Origin of the sequence: Wenxinia marina DSM 24838 (assembly GCF_000379485.1) — a bacterium.
Classification (GTDB): Bacteria; Pseudomonadota; Alphaproteobacteria; order Rhodobacterales; family Rhodobacteraceae; genus Wenxinia; species Wenxinia marina.
This window is the reverse complement of record NZ_KB902299.1, coordinates 89,115-103,902: the sequence shown is the minus strand read 5'-3', so window position 1 is coordinate 103,902 and position 14,788 is coordinate 89,115. Positions and strand designations below refer to the sequence as shown.

The window sequence follows — 14,788 nt, the reverse complement described above, 5'->3', positions numbered from 1 at the left end:
TTACACCGCCCGGTGCTGGAACGCGGTGAGGTCGAGCGAGACCCCAGCGGCGAGCAGCTGATCGGCACAGCGGGGGCGGATGCCGGTCGGGACGAAGTCACCTAGGACCTCGCCGTCCTCGCCGCGGCCGCGTTTGCGGAAGACGAAGATGTCCTGCATCGAGATCACGTTGCCCTCCATCCCGGTGATCTCCGAGATCGACATCGTGCGCCGACGACCGTCGGCCAGCCGGTTGAGCTGGAGGATGAAGTGCAAGCCCGACGCAATCTGCGCCCGGACGGCGGACATCGGAAAATCAATGCCGGTCATCGTCACCATCTGCTCGATCCGGCCGAGGGCGTCGCGGGCGGTGTTGGCGTGGACGGTGGTCATCGACCCGTCGTGGCCGGTGTTCATCGCCTGAAGCATGTCGAACGTCTCGGCGCCGCGGACCTCGCCCACGATGATCCGGTCGGGCCGCATCCGCAGCGCATTCTTGACAAGATCGCGCTGGTGCACCGCCCCACCGCCGGACGGGTTGGGCGGCCGCGTCTCGAGCCGGACGATATGATCCTGCTGGAGCTGCAGCTCGGCCGCGTCCTCGATGGTCACGATCCGCTCGCGGTGGTCGATGAAGGACGACAGCGCGTTCAGCATCGTCGTCTTGCCTGAGCCGGTGCCGCCCGAGATCAGGATGTTCATCCGCGCCTCGACGAGGCCCTGCAGGAACGCCGCCGCCTGCTGCGACAGCGACCCCGCCTCGACCAGCCGATCCATCGTGTAGGGTTTCTTCGAGAACTTGCGGATCGACATCGACGGACCGTCGATGGAGCACGGGCGGATGATCGCGTTGACGCGGCTGCCGTCGTCGAGGCGGGCGTCGACCCAAGGCTGACTCTCGTCCACGCGGCGGCCGACGCGGCTGACGATCTTGTCGATGATCCGCAGCAGGTGCTTCTCGTCCCGGAACCGCGTCGGCACCCGCTCCAGCACGCCGTGACGCTCGACATAGACGTGGCGGTGGCCGTTCACGAGGATGTCGTTGATCGTCGGATCGGCGAGCAGGGGCTCGAGCGGCCCGTAGCCGAGCACCTCGTCCATCAGCTCCTCGACGATCTTCTTGTGCTCCTCTCCCCGGACGACCGCGCCCTCCTCGGACAGCACCTGAAGGACCAGCGCGCTGACCTCGCGGCGCAGCTCCTCGGGCTCGACCTTGTCGATGACCGAGAAATTGAGACGGTCGAGCAGCGCCTCGTGCAGGCGGCTCTTGAGCTCGAGGAGGCGCACCAGCGACTCCTCCTCGGGGGTCGGCACAACCTGGACGGAGCGGGCAGCATTGGCGGCGGCCGGCGCCTCGACCGCCGGATCGCCGAGAGGCGAGGCTCCGGAGGGGCGGCTGAAGGTACGGAACATGACTTACCTCTTGGCAGGCGAGCGGGAGCGGTCGGCGGCGCCGGCCTGTGACAGGTGGGCGGCGGTGGCCGCCGCGAGGCGGCCGATCGAGCGGGTCAGCGCAGACCGCCGGGCGACGACCGAGAGCGGAACGCCCCGGTCCAGCGCTTCGCGGGCGACACGGGCGTCGGGCGGAAGCCAGTTCTCGAACGACCGCTCGAGCAGCTTCGCCGCCTGCCGGTGATGAGCGCCGCGAATGAGCGGCTTGGCTTCCTGGTTGATCACGACCTCGATCTGCAGGGTCGGATTCTCCTCGGTGAAGAAGTCGATCAGCCGCTTGGACTGGCGGATCGACGGCACCGAGGAATCGCTCACCATGATCATGCGGTCCGTGCGCTCGATCACCGCCTGCACCCAGTCGACCAGGCTGTGGGGCAGGTCGACGATGACGAAGTCGTGGCGCTTGACCAGCGTGTCGAGGAGGGCGCCGACCGCCTCGGGCCGCAGCGCGTCGAGTGGGGCGAAGCGCGACGGGGCGGACAGCACCCGGACGCCGTTGGCGGCGGTGGTCATCTCCGCATCCAGCGTGTCCTCGTCCGGCACCGCGCCGCCCGCGGCGATGTCCCACAGCGTGTCCCGCGGCTCGACGTCGAGGAAGCTGGCAAGAGTGCCGAATTGAAGGTCGAGGTCGACCAGGGCTACCGTGCGCGCCGACATGCGGCGGGCGGCGGGACGGCGCAGCGCATCGGCGAGATTCACCGCCACCGTGCTTGCCCCGATGCCGCCCCTGGCGCGGGCGACCGTGATGATCCGGCCGAGCGGACGATTGGTGTACACGGCCGGCAGGTTCGCCGGCTTCTGTGCCCGCTGGATCGCCTTGCGGAGATCCTCGGGATCGACGGGACTCGGCAGGACGTCGGCGACGCCTGCCCCCAGCAGCTGCCGGGTGATCGACAGGGGCAGATCCGCTTCGCCCACCACCAGGATGCTCGCCCGGGTCGTCGGCGCGCTCGCCAGACGGCAGGCGGTGTCGACCTCGGCTCGGTCGTCGCGTCCCAGCCGGACGAGCAGGATGCCCGGCGCGTTCGCCATCGCGACCGCGGTTCCGTTCATCTGGGTCAGCGTTCCCGCGCCCTGCCGGACCCGCAGGCCGGGAACCGCTCCGGCCCCCTCGCTCAGCGCGCGCGCCTCGTCCGCGTCGGAGGCGATGACGGTTAGGTGGTCGTCGGCCATGTCTCGTTCTCCCTGCTATCCGTTGTCCCCAAGGGCGAGGTCCTCGCCCGGCATCGACACGCTCATGGACGGAAAGCGGATCGGGGACGGCGCTCCGGTCGTGGTCGGGGCCTGTCCTGCGGCGAGCGCTCCCAGACCCGCCAGCGGCGTGGCGAACTGGAACTGCAACGGCACTCCCTGGGCGTCGTCGGCCAGTTCGACCGTGACCATCGGCACGTAGGGTCCCCCGAGGAAACCTAGCGTCGCATCATAGCTGTAGGTGAAGAGGAGGTTTCCGGGCGTCGCCGTATTCGGCAGCAGCGGCCCGACCCGCGCCCAGATCTCGTTCACCGTCGGCTGGCCCGCCACGCCGCGGCACGAGACCGTCGCGACCGTCGCGCAGACGCCCGCCTGCGCGCCGCAGTTGGCGCCGAAGCGTGCGGTCGTCAGGTCGCCGCGCAGGTTGACCAGCGGCACCCCGGGGCAGATCGCCGGCCGCACCGCCGCGATCCGCGCCGCGATATGGTTCGCCTTCTCGGCGGCGACCCAGTGGTAGGACAGCCGTCCGAAATCGATCAGCGCGAAGAACAGTAGCAGGAACAGCGCGATCACGAAGGCATATTCCACCAGCGTGGTGCCGTCTTCGTCCCGGGCGAAGCGCCTAAGGTGGGCGGAAAGGCGGGTCACGATCCGAACACCCGCGTCTGGTCGGTGATCGTTGCGGTGAAGGTGCCGACCGAGCCGCCGACCAGCTGGAACACGCCCGAGAAGGGCATCGTGATCTCGAGGCTGGCGGTCACGGTCGCGATCGGGACAGGTCCGTTCCGCCAGGTACCGGCAAGGCAGACGTGGCTCGGCACGACCGAGGTGACGGTGACGCCGGCCGGCACGATCGAACCGCCGCCGATGGCGTTGCGGACAATGCCTTCGAGCTGCGCCTGGCGCCCGGCGACCGAGCCTCCGGCGCCGCCGCAGATGCTGAGGGGCGTGGTCCGCCCCAGATAACGCGTCGCGTCGCGGACGCCGGCCGCTGCCTTCTGGTAGGACCACATCATCCGGGCGCCGTCGACGGTCGCGGCGAATAGGATCAGGAACAACGGCAGCGCGAGGGCGAACTCGACCAGCGCGGCCCCGGAGTCGTTTCCGAAGAACCCGGCGACGCGGCGCAGCAGGCGGGAAAAGCGGCTCATGGCGCTACCGGTACAGCTGGACGACGTCACGGAAGACGCCGCCGTAGCCGCCCGTGCCCGTGCCGTCCGCTCCGGCGACGTCCACGACCTCGCCGTAGATATCGACCACGGGCGGGCTCGTGGAGCGGTCGCCCACGGGCTCGGTCAGGAAGACGACGACGAATTCCGCGGCCGGCACGCCGGAGGCGGCGCCCCCGATCGGATTGCGCGTGCAGTCCACCGCCGCAGCGATCAGCAAGCGGCGCTCGGGCGGAGCGGGTGCTTGCGTCGAGCAGACAGGCCGGCCCGTCTCGGTCAGACCCGCGCCGGTCAGGATGGGCGCATCCGGACCCGCCGCGTTGGCCGCGTCGATCTCGGCGAGATACAGTTCCCAACGGCTGCCGGCCTGCGCGTTTTCGTAGCTCCGGCCGACTGCCGGATCGCTTCCGCCGTGGTTGGCGGCGAGATAACCGGCCCGATCCCAGGACCCGTTGCCGAAGCGCCCGCAGGTTCCGTTGGTGACGCAGATGTCCGGGGGCAGCCGCATTGCGCCCGTCGCCTCGACGTTCGCTTCGCTCTGGATGCACTGGTTGCCATTGCCATTGCCATTGCCATTGCCACTGCCGCCGCTCGACCGCCGGATCGCCTTCACCACGTTGGGCGCGGGCGCGTAGTAGGGATCGGTCCGCATGCTTTGCATCGAGCCAGTGTAGATGTCGAAGCGGGTGTTGAAGGCGCGGGCGAGGCCCTCGCGCTGGCCGGGCTGGATGTCGATGCCGCGCTGGGCGACGCAGCCGGTGAGCCCGGACGTCGCGCCGATCAGGCAGCGGTACTGCTGCGCCCCGTTCAGCCCGGCGCAGGGACCCGCGGGGTCGATGAGCGCGCCGTTCGGATCGACGAAGCCGAAATCTCCCGGCCCCCAGGCAGCGCCTTGCCCCCCCGACCGCAGCAGGATGGTGGAGCCGATATGATCCTCGGCCTCCCAGCCGGTCGGCACGCAGAACATCAGCGGGGTGATGTCGCACGCCATCTGCGTCATGCCAGCAATCGCCTCGGCGGACACCGACGGGTCGGTGTGGGCCACGCCCCTGAGGACGCGGAAGGCACGGGTGAAGCCGCTGCCGACCGTGAAGTCGTTCACCGTGACCCACGCATAGCGGGCCTCGCGCGGGTCGGTGGTCACGGCCGTCGGCGCCGCGGTATCGTCCGCCGGCAGCTCGCTGAGGAAGCGCAGCGTGTAGTCGCCGGATCCGGCCAGCATGGCGTCCCCGTCTCCGAACGTCTGGCGGTCGGAAATCATGCCGTCCGCCGCGGCGGTCGCCCGCGCGATCGCGTCGGTGCCGCCGTCCAGCTCGGCCGCCGCGGCGAGCGCCACGCTGTCGGCGTAGCTGGCGAGGTCGGTCTGGGTGACCGCGACCCGGCCCAGGTCGAAGGACATGGCGACGAGGCCGAGGAACAGGGCGAGCGCGATGCCGACGAAGACCAGGGTCGACCCCCGCTCCTCGCTCCGGAAGGACCGCGACATGGCGACCACCCTCTCCCGATCCGCGACCTAGAGGTCTTCTTCGGTCACGACATTCGCGCGGCGAACCGTGATCGACGGAGACGAGGCGCTCTCGGGGGTCGGGGACAGCTCCTGCAGGATGTCGCTGAGACGGGTCAGCTCGAGCGGGCTGTCCGCGATCTCCTCCGTCGTGTTGCGCAGGGTCAGGCTGAGCGTCCCGGCCTGCTGGGCGAGCGCGAGGCGCTGGCCGTCGGCCGGCGTCACCTCGAGCGTGACCGTCTTGGCGATCTGCGCGTCGTCGTTCAGTTCGTTCGCGTCCTGATCGACGCCGATGACCCGGACGTTCTGCAGGATGGTGACGGTGCGCAAACCGTCGTCGCGCCCCTGGGTCAGGATGACGTCGACGTAGTCGCCGGGCGTGACGAAGCCGCCCACGGCGGTCTCGGCATCGACGCGGATCGCCATGGCGCGGTGGTTCGCGGAGAGGCTCTGCACGATGGTGACCTTTTCGCCGAATTCGGAGACGCGGGAGGCCAGGATCAGCTCGCCCTGCGCGATGGCACGCCGGGCGCGCCGCGGCTCCTGCCCGTTCTGCGGCAGCAGGAGCGAGATGTCGGTGAAGACGCCCGCCGGCGCGGCCTCGCGCGGCCACTGGATGAAGGTGAGGTTCTGCGACTCGAGCGGCTGGCCGAAGTCGATGTCCCGCGCCGCCACGAGCACGCCGATCGTCGCCGCGTCCTCCGCGGTGGTGCGCGCCTCGACCTGGGCGTTGAGGTAGTCCCGGGCCGCATAGGCGGACGCGCCCGCAACTCCGAAGCCCGTCAGGACGATGAGGATGGAGGTGAGGCGCATGGGTCTGGTCCTGTCGGTTCGGGTGGGGAGCGACGCCAGGGGCGGCGCCGGTCAGCTGGAGAGGGCCCAGCCCGTCACGGAGATCCGGACGGTGCCGAGCTGCAGATGGAGGCCGGCGCCCATCGCGACCAGCGTGCCGCAGGCGAGCAGGAGCATCAGCGCGATGGAGATCGTGGGTCGGGTCATGGATTGGGTATGGGCGAAGGGTCCCGCAGCGCCGAGACGCTGCGGGTTGAAGTGGTCAGCCGGGACCTAGCGCTGCGCGGCAGCCGTGGTGGCTTGCGTCAGGTTGGTTCCCACTTGGCCCGCGAGAGTTGCCAGCAGCGTTCCGCCGACCATGATCGCGAGGATCAGGGCGATGCCGTACTCAACGAGGGTTACGCCCTTCTCGTCGCGGCGGAATTTAGAGATCAGCTTCATCATTTCATTCATTCCCTAACTATTGCGCCGGACAGGGGCGCGGTTCTCCAGGTCGCCGTACCCAGCTGGTCCGGCTGTCCTCAGGATAGCCGTTAAGAAACCCTACCCTCATCATCCCAACCGGCGATGCAGCGCCACCTACGGTTGTGTTTTCGAGCGACCCGCGTGAACAAGGATCTCCGCCGCCCATTTCTGGCCGCGTGCAGGTCAGGCCGGAGGCGCTCTTCGCCGATATTGATTCGGACCGACTAGCAAGCGGGGAAACAGCTCTCGTAAGCGATCAAGAATACGTCCGGAGAAGGTTGTCTTTCAGGCCCGTCCCTCCGCCATCATCCCTGTTGCGAACACGGACGGGCGCCCCTCTCGAGGCAACGAAGCATAGGTCATAGAGGCTGATAGCGCAGGGCTCGCGGCGTACCACGGTCCGCTCGAGAACGTCCGGCGCCAGCCATGCCAAGCGCAGAAGTCGGCTGACATAGCGGTCGGAGAGGCCCTCCTCGGCGGCGAGATCGGCGATGGTGGTGACCTCGCCGCGCTCCATCCGCTTCCGCCACGCCCATGCGCAGCCGATGGCGCGCAGCGCGCGGGGATCCTGACCCGGCGCCGGGTCCGTTGTCTCAATTTCCTTCGGCGGCAGGATGCGCGGGCGCCCGCCGCGCTTCCGCACCGTGAGTGGGATGTGGACTCGGATCGTGTCGTTCGCGAGCATCAGGCGGCGTCCCCCCTTGCGGGCGTCATCAGGCTCGCCAGCGCGCCGAGCCCGTCGCGGCGCAAGCCCATCCTCGCCCACAGATACGCGCGCCACGACAGCTGGACAACGCGGGCCTGCTCGGCGGGGATCAGCGCCTTTCAGAGATCCTCGAACTGCGTAAACGTCGCGGTCACAGTGCCTTCGTCGAGGTCGGAGCGCTCCTTCTTCAAGGCGCGGGCGGTGCGCGCGATAACGTCGGGCGCGCGCAGCAGCCGCCGGATCTCGCCGATGACAGCTTCCTCCACCATGGCCGCGGGACGCCGCTGGGGCCCGCGCAGTTTGGCCGTCGGCCGCTTCTGGATCACGTCCATCGAGACGTAGTAGCAGTACCGCCTGTTGCCCTTCTTAGTGTGGTGCGGGGTCATCGCGGCGCCGGTCCCGGTTAAGATCAGGCCGCGCAGCAGCGCCGGTTCGTTGCTCCGGGTGCGCCCGGCGCGCTGGTTCCGGTTGCCCGACAGCACGGCGTGTGCGGCGTCCCAAAGCTCCAGGTCGACGATGGGTTCGTGCATGCCGGGATAGGTTTCATCCTTGGGGGATGGAGGGGGATGGCGATCCCCCAGCGAGCCGTCCAAGCCTGTCCTGCAAGGCCATATTCATCCCCCTCTGGATCCCCCGGCGATCCTGACGACATCCCATGGCGGGATTTCGCGATCTCTCTCCGAAGCACACGCAAACGGAGAGAGCCGATGCAGCAGTAGCATTGCCTGAACCAGAAGGAACTCGCCCGGCGCTGGAGGATCTCACATCGCACGCTGGAGCGCTGGCGGTGGGCGGGTGAAGGCCCGGCCTACATGAAATCAGGTGGACGGGTGGTCTACCGGCTCGAGGACATCGTCGCCTTCGAGCGCGACCAGCTCCAGCACACCATGGACACCCGGACACCCAGCCGTGCGCGGGAGCGGCCTGATGGGACGCCCGTCGCCCATCACCGAGGCCGAGGTCGTGCCGCTGCACGGCGCGAATGGGCCGGAGCTCGACGAGGTGGGGCTCGCCGCGTGGATCGCGCAGGCCGGAGCACGAACGGCACGCACGTCGCCTATGACGGGACCGACGTCCTGCTGGTCGGGATCACGCTGGCGCAGATCGACCAGGATTCGAACTTCGCGTTCTGAAGAAGGCTCTGGCGCACGGACCCTGACCTGCTTTCCGCTTCCTAAACAGCATCAGGCCGGTAGTTTCCAGCTCAGGATCGGGTCGAAGGACGGAGGAACTGGATGAAGAAATCCGGGCAGTCCTCTTGGCAACGCGCTCAGCCCAACCTGATGCCGCTTTCGCCCCACGCGGACTGAAACGAAGGTCGCTCCATGCAGCGAGCGAGGTAGGACGTCAGCACCGGGTAGTCGTCCAGACACGTCACCTGACCCGCGATCCACACCGAGTAGCCCAGCTGGCAGTCGGCACCGGAGAACTCGCTCAGCAGCCAGTCCGTGCCGTCCAGCCACTCGGACAGAATGCCGAGCGCCGCCGTCAGGCGTTCGGTTGCTCCCGACTCCGCGCGCCTTGCGACATGCTGGACGAGGGTTTCGGCGAAATGCAGCCAGTCCAGCCAACCGATCCGTCCAGGCGCGCCCGGAGCCCGCCAGAGGTGGCGTGCGCGGGTCTCGCAGAGCCACTCGGTCATTGCGCCGGTTTCGTGCATCGTCACCTCTCCGTCGCGGAGGGCGGGCGGCCGTGGAGGATGGAGGGCGGCGTCGAGGGTTTCGGGTTCGTCCAGGACGATCAGTCGGTAGGGGCAGCCGATCTCCTCCAGCAGCCAGCGGACGCGCGTCGAGCGGGAAAGCGGGGCGTGCCAGAGGGTAAGCATCGTCATCGCCCTGGTAGTTTCCTCGGGCGCAACCTAGGTCGGATCAAGCGCCGAGGTAGAGGCGGGAATTGCGGCGGTCGTGGCACTCGTCGTCGCCGCTGGGGCGGGGCCGCCTCGAACCGGCCCCCGTTCCGACCGGACACCCGGGCAGAGCCATGGAGGCTCGGGCATATGCCGGAGCACGTGCTCATGCCCGACGTAGAGCTCATCGTGGTCGCCGCCGCCGCTGCTCTGCCCGCGAGACGCTGCGGATCGTCGGGGACCCCGGGACGACGGAGCCAGCATCTTCGTCGTCGCCCGGCGCAATGGCCTGGCTGCCGACCCCCGATGCGAGAGTCCGGCCCGAGCAGAGGAACGGATGATGAAGCGGACCACGGCATCTTCCGGGAGCAGGAGGCGGGGGCGAAGACGGCGTCGGAGGACCGGTGCCGTTCCTCCACGACCTTCGCATGCGAATGAACAGGAGGTCGTCCGGAATCGTTGGTGGACAGCCGCTACAGCGATTCCAGGAGGATCACATGGCCGACCGTCTGAAAATGCAGGATCCCCGCGATCAGTACCCTGCGCCACCCTTCCCGAAGCAGCCCCAGCCAGCCCCCGGCCTTGCCCGGCGGCTGGAGCCGCCAGCCGACCATGGTGAGGAAAGCTACAAGGGGTCGGGCAAGCTCGAGGGACGCAAGGCATTGATCACCGGCGGCGACTCCGGGATCGGGCGCGCCGTCGCGATCGCCTATGCGCGCGAAGGCGCGGATGTGGCGATCTCGTTTCTCCCCGAGGAGCAGCCCGACGCCGACGAGGTTCTCGCCCTCATCGAGCAGGCGGGGCGCACTGCGGTCGCTCTACCCGGTGACGTGACGGAGGAGAGGTATGCGCGGGAACTGCCGAAGCGGGCGGCCGAGGAGCTCGGCGGGCTCGATATCCTGGTGGTGAACGCGGGCCACCAGAAGTTCTTCGGCTCCTTCGACGATCTGACCAGCGACGATTTCGACACGACCCTGCGGACGAACCTCTACGCGCTCTTCTGGACGACGCAGGAGGCGGCGAGGATCATGCCGCCGGGCGCGTCCATCGTCACGACCGCCTCCGTGCAGGCGTACGATCCCTCGACCGGCATCATGCACTACGCCACCACCAAGGCCGGCATCGTCGCCTTCACGAAGGCGCTGGCCTCGGAGCTGATCGGGAAGGGCATCCGCGCCAACGCGGTCGCGCCCGGGCCCTTCTGGTCGCCCCTCAACCCGAGCGGCGGTGCGCCGCAGGAGAAGGTGGAGAAGTTCGGCGGCGGAAGCACGTTCGGCCGTCCGGGCCAGCCGGTCGAGATCGCTCCGGTCTACGTGCTTCTGGCCTCGCAGGAGGGGAGCTACATCACCGGAGAGGTCTACGGCGTCACAGGCGGCGCGGGCATCGCCTGACAGGCAGCGGAGAGCGCTTCGGCCGCTTTCGCGGCAGCGACGGCACTGCTTCTGGTTCATGCCCGCTCATGGCCGGCGGGGTGCCGCGCGATGTTCCCCCGGACGGCGTCCGCTCAGACGGTACTCGATCAGGACGAGCCGCATCGGCCAGAGTCATCGAGCAGGCTGCGAGGCGGAGAAGGGTCGGAATCGGGCCCATTCCCTCCGCCACCATCGCCCTATCCACTCCGTACGGATCGCCCGCGATGCCGCCGGGCTCTGCTCGTCTCGAACAGGGTTGCCTCCCGGGCCCGAACCGCTGAGACGGAGTCGGGCACCGCTTCAGCCTGGCACCACAACGTCCCGCCCGTCGAGCCGCCGCACCGTGAGCGACGTCTCGAAGAGGTCGGTGAGCATGGGCCCGGTCAGGGTCAGCAGCCGCGCGCCCGACGTGACGAGCCGACCCCGCCGCAGCGCCACGATGCGGTCGGCATACCGTGCGGCGGCGCCGAGGTCGTGCAGGACGACGACGACGCTGCGCTGGCCGGGGGCGCCGGGGCGGGTCAGCGCATGCAGCCGGTCCATGAGGTCCCGCGCGTGCCGCGGGTCGAGAGCGGCGAGAGGCTCGTCCAGCAGCATCCACGGCGTTTCCTGCGCGTAGGCCATGGTGACGAAGGCGCGCTGGCGCTGGCCGCCGGACAGCGTGTCGATCCGCCGCCCGGCGAGGTCCGACAGGTCGAACAGTTCCAGCGCCTCCTCGACCGTCTCGCGGTCCGCGGCCTTCGGCCGGCCGCGATGGTGCGGCCAGCGGCCGAAGCTCACCAGCTCGCGCACCGTCAGGCGGGCGGTGACGCGTTCGGTCTGGGTGAGGACGGCGACGGTGCGGGCGCGCTCGGTCGCCGGGACGGCGGCGAGGTCGCGGCCCTCGACCCGCACGCGGCCGGAGGTCGGCGGCAGCAGGCCCGACATCGCGTGCAGCAGCGTCGACTTGCCCGCCCCGTTCGGCCCGATCAGCGCGGTGATGCCGCCCCGCCCGAAGGACAGCGACACGTCGTCGAGGGCGGGCACGCTGCCCCGGCGGACGGTGACGTTGGCGAGGTCGATCATCGGGCGGGCCTCCGCAGGACGAGGACGAGGAAGAGAAGGCCGCCCGCGAACTCCACGATCACCGCGAGCGTCGACTGGAAGCCGAGCAGCCGTTCGAACACGAACTGCCCGCCGACGAGGATCGCGGCGCCGATCAGTGCTGCCGCGGGGACGAGGATCGCGTGGCGGTAGGTGCCGCAGACGGCATGGGCGAGGCTGGCGGCGAGCAGGCCGAGGAAGGTGATCGGCCCGACGAGCGCGGTCGACACGGCGACGAGCAGCGCGACGAGGGCGAGTGTCAGGCGCACCACCCGGTCATGTTCCAGCCCCACCGCCCGCGCCGTGGTCCGGCCGAGCGACGCGACGTCCAGCCGCGCGGCCATGAGATGCGCGGCGACCAGCGTCGGCAGCAGCACCGCGGATGCGATGGCCAGCTGCGTGGCATCGACCGCGCCGAAGGTGGCGACGCTTGCTTGCTGCACGACGGCGTATTCCGACGGCTCCAGCAGCCGCGCGGCGAGGCCGGAGAGGCCGCGCAGGAACACGCCGAGGATCACCCCGGTCAGCACCATGCGCAGCACGTCCTCGGCGTCGCGGCGCAGCACGAGGCCGAACAGCCCCATCGCGGCGAGGACGAGGATCGCCGCCTCGGCCCCGAACTTCGCCAGCGGCGGCAGGCCGGCGAAGCCGGCGCCGCCGAGGGTCAGGACGAGACCGGTCTGGATGAAGACGAACAGCGCGTCGAAGCCGACGATGCCGGGCGTCAGCAGCCGGTTCTGCGCGACGGTCTGGAACAGGGCCGTCGCCGCGCCGATGGCGGCGCCGACGACGACCAGCGCGGCGAGCTTGGTCCCGCGCAAGGACAGGATCAGGCCCATGGGCTGGCGCAGGTTCCAGCAAAGGAACAGCGCGGCCAGCAGCGCGAGGCCGAGGGCGAGGAGGGCGAGGCGGCGCTCAGGCATCGCCGCGCACCCGCGCGTGCAGCAGCCACAGGAACAGGCCGGCCCCGGCGACGGCGAAGATCGTCCCGGCCGGGATTTCGTAGGGCCAGCGGATCAGCCGCCCCGCGATGTCGCAGGCCAGCACCGACGCCGCCCCCGCCCAGGCGATCAGCGGCAGGTTCCGCCGCAGGTCGTCGCCGCGCCAGCGCGAGACGAGGTTCGGCACGACGAGGCCGACGAACGGGATCGCGCCGACGCTGACCACCACCACCGCGACCGTGACCGCCACCAGCACCAGCCCCGCGAGCAGCGTCTGTCGGTAGTCGAGGCCGAGGCTGCGCGCCGCGTCCTCGCCGAGGCCGAGAAGGGTGATCCGGTCCGCCACCGCGTAGAGCGCGACCGTGACGGCGGCGACGATCCAGAGCAGCTCGTACCGGCCGCGCAGCACGCCCGAGAACTCTCCCGACGTCCAGATCCCGAGATACTGCACCAGGTCCGTCGTCCAGGCGATCCACAGCGCGGCGGAGCCGAGGATGCCGCCGTAGATCAGCCCGACCAGCGGCAGCAGGATCGGATCCTGCCGCGGCACCCGGCGCGACAGGGCGAGAAAGCCCAGCGTCCCCACCAGCGCCGCCGCGGCCGCCACCGCCATCTTGACGATCAGCGACGCCCCCGGCGCGGCGAGCGTCACGGCCATCAGCCCCAGCATCGCCGATTCCGGCGTGCCGACGAGGCCGGGCTCCACCAGCCGGTTCTGCACCGACAGCTGCACCACCGCGCCGGCCAGCGCCAGTCCCGCCCCGGCGAGCAGCGCGGCGGCGGTGCGCGGCAGCCGGCTGACCGCGAGCAGCAGCCCGGCGTCAAGATCGCCCGAGAGGGAGGCCGCGCCGACGAGAACGCTCGCCCCCGCGAGGAGGGCGAGCGTCACACCGGCGACGAGCGCCGTTCGCGTCATCGTCAGCTGTCGGCGGCGCCGGCCATCGCGTCCGCGATCTCGCCCAGCGTGATCGTCAGCGCCTGGATGCCGCCGCCCGACAGGTACAGCGGCGCGGGGTCGAGGTAGACGATCTGCCCGGCCTGGCCCGCCTTGGTCCCCGCCACCAGCGGGTTGTCCAGCGTCGCCGCCGCGGCCTCGCCCTCCTGGCCGATGGCCGCGCCGCGGTCGATGACGAGGATCCAGTCGGGATCGACCTCGGCGATGAACTCGAACGACACCGCCTCGCCGTGGGTCTCGGCGGTCAGCTCGGGATAGGCCTCGGGCAGGTCGAGGGCGGTGTGGATCCAGCCGAAGCGGCTGTCGTCGCCGTAGGCCGAGACGGTGCCGCCGTTGGTCAGCAGGATCAGCGCGTCGCCCTTGCCCTCGACCGCGCTCCGCGCCTCCTCGATGGCGGCATCGAGGTCGGCGGTCAGCGCGGCCGCCTCGTCCTCCAGCCCGAACAGGGTGCCGTAGGCCGCGACCCGCGCCTCGGCCTGCGCCACGAGGTCGCCGCCCCAGATCGTCATGTCGACGGTCGGCGCGATGGCCGACAGCGGCTCCACCTGCGTCTGCGAGCGGCCGCCGGCGACGATGAGGTCGGGCGCCATCACGGCGAGCGCCTCGAAGTCCGGCTCGAAGAGGGTGCCGACCGTGGGCACGTCCGCCATCGCGTCGGCCAGGTAGGCCGGGGGCGTGATGTCCGGCACGCCGGCGATGGAGACGCCGAGCGCGTCCAGCGTGTCGATCGCCGCGAGGTCGAGGGCGACGACCGTCTCCGGGGAGGCGGGGACAGAGACGGGACCGGCATAGGTCTCGATCTCGACCTCCTGCGCAGCGGCGAGGCCGGGCAGGCCGGCGAGGGCGACGGTGGCGAGCAGGTTTCTGAGCATCGGGAACTCCTGGGGTGCGCTTCTGGACATGCCAGACGATTTCAGTCAGATATCTTCCGACAAAAAGACTCGGGAGATAACGGGATGCAAGAGGCGATTTCACAGGAGGGCCGGTTCCGCACCGGCAACGGCAGCCGCTACCTGCAGCAGCTGTGCAAGCACTTCGCCCACAAGGTGGACGTGGCATACGACGCCCACCACGGTACCGTGGCCTTGCCCGCCGGCCCGGCGCGGCTGGAGGCGACGGAGGCGGAGCTGATCGTGCGCGTGACCGCCGACGACGCGGACGGCCTCGCCCGGGCACGCGGCGTCATCGACAGCCACCTGGAGCGGTTCGCCTTCCGCGAGGACTTCGGCGGCATGGAGTGGGAATAGGGATCGGCGGAGCGACGGCCGTCTGACCTCGACCTTGCGGGGGAGG

At 70.1% G+C, this 14,788-nt stretch carries 17 protein-coding genes and 1 pseudogene; 3 read left to right on the top strand and 15 right to left on the bottom strand.

The features are described 5' to 3' along the window. The 10 genes from A37W_RS0113440 to A37W_RS21925 form a co-directional block, all read right to left on the bottom strand. Positions 1 to 1,392: a TadA family conjugal transfer-associated ATPase gene (locus tag A37W_RS0113440; protein ID WP_018303557.1), complete on the bottom strand. Its 1,392-nt coding sequence runs from the start codon at positions 1,390 to 1,392 to the stop codon at positions 1 to 3. 3 nt (positions 1,393 to 1,395) lie between these two features. Next, complete coding sequence (locus A37W_RS0113435; protein WP_018303556.1) at positions 1,396 to 2,604, bottom strand: CpaE/TadZ family protein; 1,209 nt, start codon at positions 2,602 to 2,604, stop codon at positions 1,396 to 1,398. A 15-nt stretch (positions 2,605 to 2,619) separates the two neighbouring features. Beyond that, positions 2,620 to 3,270, bottom strand: a complete 651-nt coding sequence (locus tag A37W_RS0113430) for a TadE/TadG family type IV pilus assembly protein (RefSeq protein WP_018303555.1) — start codon at positions 3,268 to 3,270, stop codon at positions 2,620 to 2,622. Beyond that, the gene (locus tag A37W_RS0113425) at positions 3,267 to 3,773 is read right to left on the bottom strand and encodes a TadE/TadG family type IV pilus assembly protein (RefSeq protein ID WP_018303554.1); all 507 of its coding nucleotides are present in this window, start codon (positions 3,771 to 3,773) and stop codon (positions 3,267 to 3,269) included. The genes A37W_RS0113430 and A37W_RS0113425 overlap by 4 nt, the downstream gene beginning before the upstream one ends. 4 nt (positions 3,774 to 3,777) lie before the next feature. After that, a complete protein-coding gene (locus tag A37W_RS0113420; protein ID WP_018303553.1) occupies positions 3,778 to 5,277 on the bottom strand; it encodes a TadE/TadG family type IV pilus assembly protein in 1,500 nt (499 codons plus the stop codon). A gap of 27 nt (positions 5,278 to 5,304) precedes the next feature. Further along, a complete protein-coding gene (cpaB, locus tag A37W_RS0113415) occupies positions 5,305 to 6,108 on the bottom strand; it encodes a Flp pilus assembly protein CpaB (RefSeq protein ID WP_018303552.1) in 804 nt (267 codons plus the stop codon). Positions 6,109 to 6,159: 51 nt separating this feature from the next. After that, on the bottom strand, positions 6,160 to 6,294 hold the full coding sequence (locus A37W_RS24575) for a hypothetical protein (RefSeq protein WP_018303551.1): 135 nt from the start codon (positions 6,292 to 6,294) through the stop codon (positions 6,160 to 6,162). A 66-nt stretch (positions 6,295 to 6,360) separates the two neighbouring features. After that, complete coding sequence (locus A37W_RS23575; RefSeq protein WP_018303550.1) at positions 6,361 to 6,531, bottom strand: Flp family type IVb pilin; 171 nt, start codon at positions 6,529 to 6,531, stop codon at positions 6,361 to 6,363. 277 nt (positions 6,532 to 6,808) lie between these two features. Further along, positions 6,809 to 7,237 carry a hypothetical protein gene (locus A37W_RS0113400; protein ID WP_018303549.1) on the bottom strand — a complete coding sequence of 143 codons (429 nt, stop codon included), beginning with the start codon at positions 7,235 to 7,237 and terminating at the stop codon, positions 6,809 to 6,811. Positions 7,238 to 7,377: 140 nt separating this feature from the next. Next, on the bottom strand, positions 7,378 to 7,851 hold the full coding sequence (locus A37W_RS21925; RefSeq protein WP_169337583.1) for a site-specific recombinase: 474 nt from the start codon (positions 7,849 to 7,851) through the stop codon (positions 7,378 to 7,380). A gap of 132 nt (positions 7,852 to 7,983) precedes the next feature. On the opposite strand from A37W_RS21925, the pseudogene A37W_RS24570 reads away from it, so the two are divergent. After that, positions 7,984 to 8,109, top strand: a pseudogene (locus tag A37W_RS24570) (helix-turn-helix domain-containing protein); the annotation flags it as partial. 419 nt (positions 8,110 to 8,528) lie between these two features. Here the strand turns inward: A37W_RS24570 and A37W_RS0113385 are convergent. Further along, positions 8,529 to 9,089, bottom strand: coding sequence for a glutathione S-transferase family protein (locus A37W_RS0113385; protein ID WP_018303546.1), 561 nt, complete (start codon positions 9,087 to 9,089; stop codon positions 8,529 to 8,531). Between the two features lie 512 nt (positions 9,090 to 9,601). Here A37W_RS0113385 and A37W_RS0113380 point away from each other — a divergent pair. Continuing rightward, positions 9,602 to 10,495: an SDR family oxidoreductase gene (locus tag A37W_RS0113380; RefSeq protein ID WP_026198490.1), complete on the top strand. Its 894-nt coding sequence runs from the start codon at positions 9,602 to 9,604 to the stop codon at positions 10,493 to 10,495. A 321-nt stretch (positions 10,496 to 10,816) separates the two neighbouring features. On the opposite strand, the gene A37W_RS0113375 is transcribed toward A37W_RS0113380, so the two are convergent. From A37W_RS0113375 to A37W_RS0113360, 4 genes are read right to left on the bottom strand one after another with little or no spacing between them, the layout of a single operon-like run. Further along, the gene (locus tag A37W_RS0113375) at positions 10,817 to 11,581 is read right to left on the bottom strand and encodes an ATP-binding cassette domain-containing protein (protein WP_018303543.1); all 765 of its coding nucleotides are present in this window, start codon (positions 11,579 to 11,581) and stop codon (positions 10,817 to 10,819) included. Continuing rightward, entirely contained in the window at positions 11,578 to 12,522 is a 945-nt protein-coding gene (locus A37W_RS0113370; protein ID WP_018303542.1) for an iron chelate uptake ABC transporter family permease subunit, read from the bottom strand. Before A37W_RS0113370 ends, A37W_RS0113375 begins: the two co-directional genes overlap by 4 nt. Further along, entirely contained in the window at positions 12,515 to 13,456 is a 942-nt protein-coding gene (locus A37W_RS0113365; RefSeq protein ID WP_018303541.1) for an iron chelate uptake ABC transporter family permease subunit, read from the bottom strand. Before A37W_RS0113365 ends, A37W_RS0113370 begins: the two co-directional genes overlap by 8 nt. Positions 13,457 to 13,458: 2 nt before the next feature. Further along, on the bottom strand, positions 13,459 to 14,367 hold the full coding sequence (locus A37W_RS0113360) for a siderophore ABC transporter substrate-binding protein (RefSeq protein ID WP_018303540.1): 909 nt from the start codon (positions 14,365 to 14,367) through the stop codon (positions 13,459 to 13,461). An 84-nt stretch (positions 14,368 to 14,451) separates the two neighbouring features. Here A37W_RS0113360 and A37W_RS0113355 point away from each other — a divergent pair, with 84 nt between their 5' ends. Beyond that, on the top strand, positions 14,452 to 14,742 hold the full coding sequence (locus A37W_RS0113355; protein WP_018303539.1) for a DUF2218 domain-containing protein: 291 nt from the start codon (positions 14,452 to 14,454) through the stop codon (positions 14,740 to 14,742). Positions 14,743 to 14,788 lie beyond the last annotated feature (46 nt).

Bases quoted from the DNA above. Each gene is read 5' to 3' on its own strand.
- A37W_RS0113440 (WP_018303557.1), bottom strand. From the start codon at position 1,392: ATGTTCCGTACCTTCAGCCGCCCCTCCGGAGCCTCGCCTCTCGGCGAT.
- A37W_RS0113435 (WP_018303556.1), bottom strand. From the start codon at position 2,604: ATGGCCGACGACCACCTAACCGTCATCGCCTCCGACGCGGACGAGGCG.
- A37W_RS0113425 (WP_018303554.1), bottom strand. From the start codon at position 3,773: ATGAGCCGCTTTTCCCGCCTGCTGCGCCGCGTCGCCGGGTTCTTCGGA.
- A37W_RS0113420 (WP_018303553.1), bottom strand. From the start codon at position 5,277: ATGTCGCGGTCCTTCCGGAGCGAGGAGCGGGGGTCGACCCTGGTCTTC.
- cpaB (WP_018303552.1), bottom strand. From the start codon at position 6,108: ATGCGCCTCACCTCCATCCTCATCGTCCTGACGGGCTTCGGAGTTGCG.
- A37W_RS24575 (WP_018303551.1), bottom strand. From the start codon at position 6,294: ATGACCCGACCCACGATCTCCATCGCGCTGATGCTCCTGCTCGCCTGC.
- A37W_RS23575 (WP_018303550.1), bottom strand. From the start codon at position 6,531: ATGATGAAGCTGATCTCTAAATTCCGCCGCGACGAGAAGGGCGTAACC.
- A37W_RS0113400 (WP_018303549.1), bottom strand. From the start codon at position 7,237: ATGCTCGCGAACGACACGATCCGAGTCCACATCCCACTCACGGTGCGG.
- A37W_RS0113385 (WP_018303546.1), bottom strand. From the start codon at position 9,089: ATGACGATGCTTACCCTCTGGCACGCCCCGCTTTCCCGCTCGACGCGC.
- A37W_RS0113380 (WP_026198490.1), top strand. From the start codon at position 9,602: ATGGCCGACCGTCTGAAAATGCAGGATCCCCGCGATCAGTACCCTGCG.
- A37W_RS0113375 (WP_018303543.1), bottom strand. From the start codon at position 11,581: ATGATCGACCTCGCCAACGTCACCGTCCGCCGGGGCAGCGTGCCCGCC.
- A37W_RS0113370 (WP_018303542.1), bottom strand. From the start codon at position 12,522: ATGCCTGAGCGCCGCCTCGCCCTCCTCGCCCTCGGCCTCGCGCTGCTG.
- A37W_RS0113365 (WP_018303541.1), bottom strand. From the start codon at position 13,456: ATGACGCGAACGGCGCTCGTCGCCGGTGTGACGCTCGCCCTCCTCGCG.
- A37W_RS0113360 (WP_018303540.1), bottom strand. From the start codon at position 14,367: ATGCTCAGAAACCTGCTCGCCACCGTCGCCCTCGCCGGCCTGCCCGGC.
- A37W_RS0113355 (WP_018303539.1), top strand. From the start codon at position 14,452: ATGCAAGAGGCGATTTCACAGGAGGGCCGGTTCCGCACCGGCAACGGC.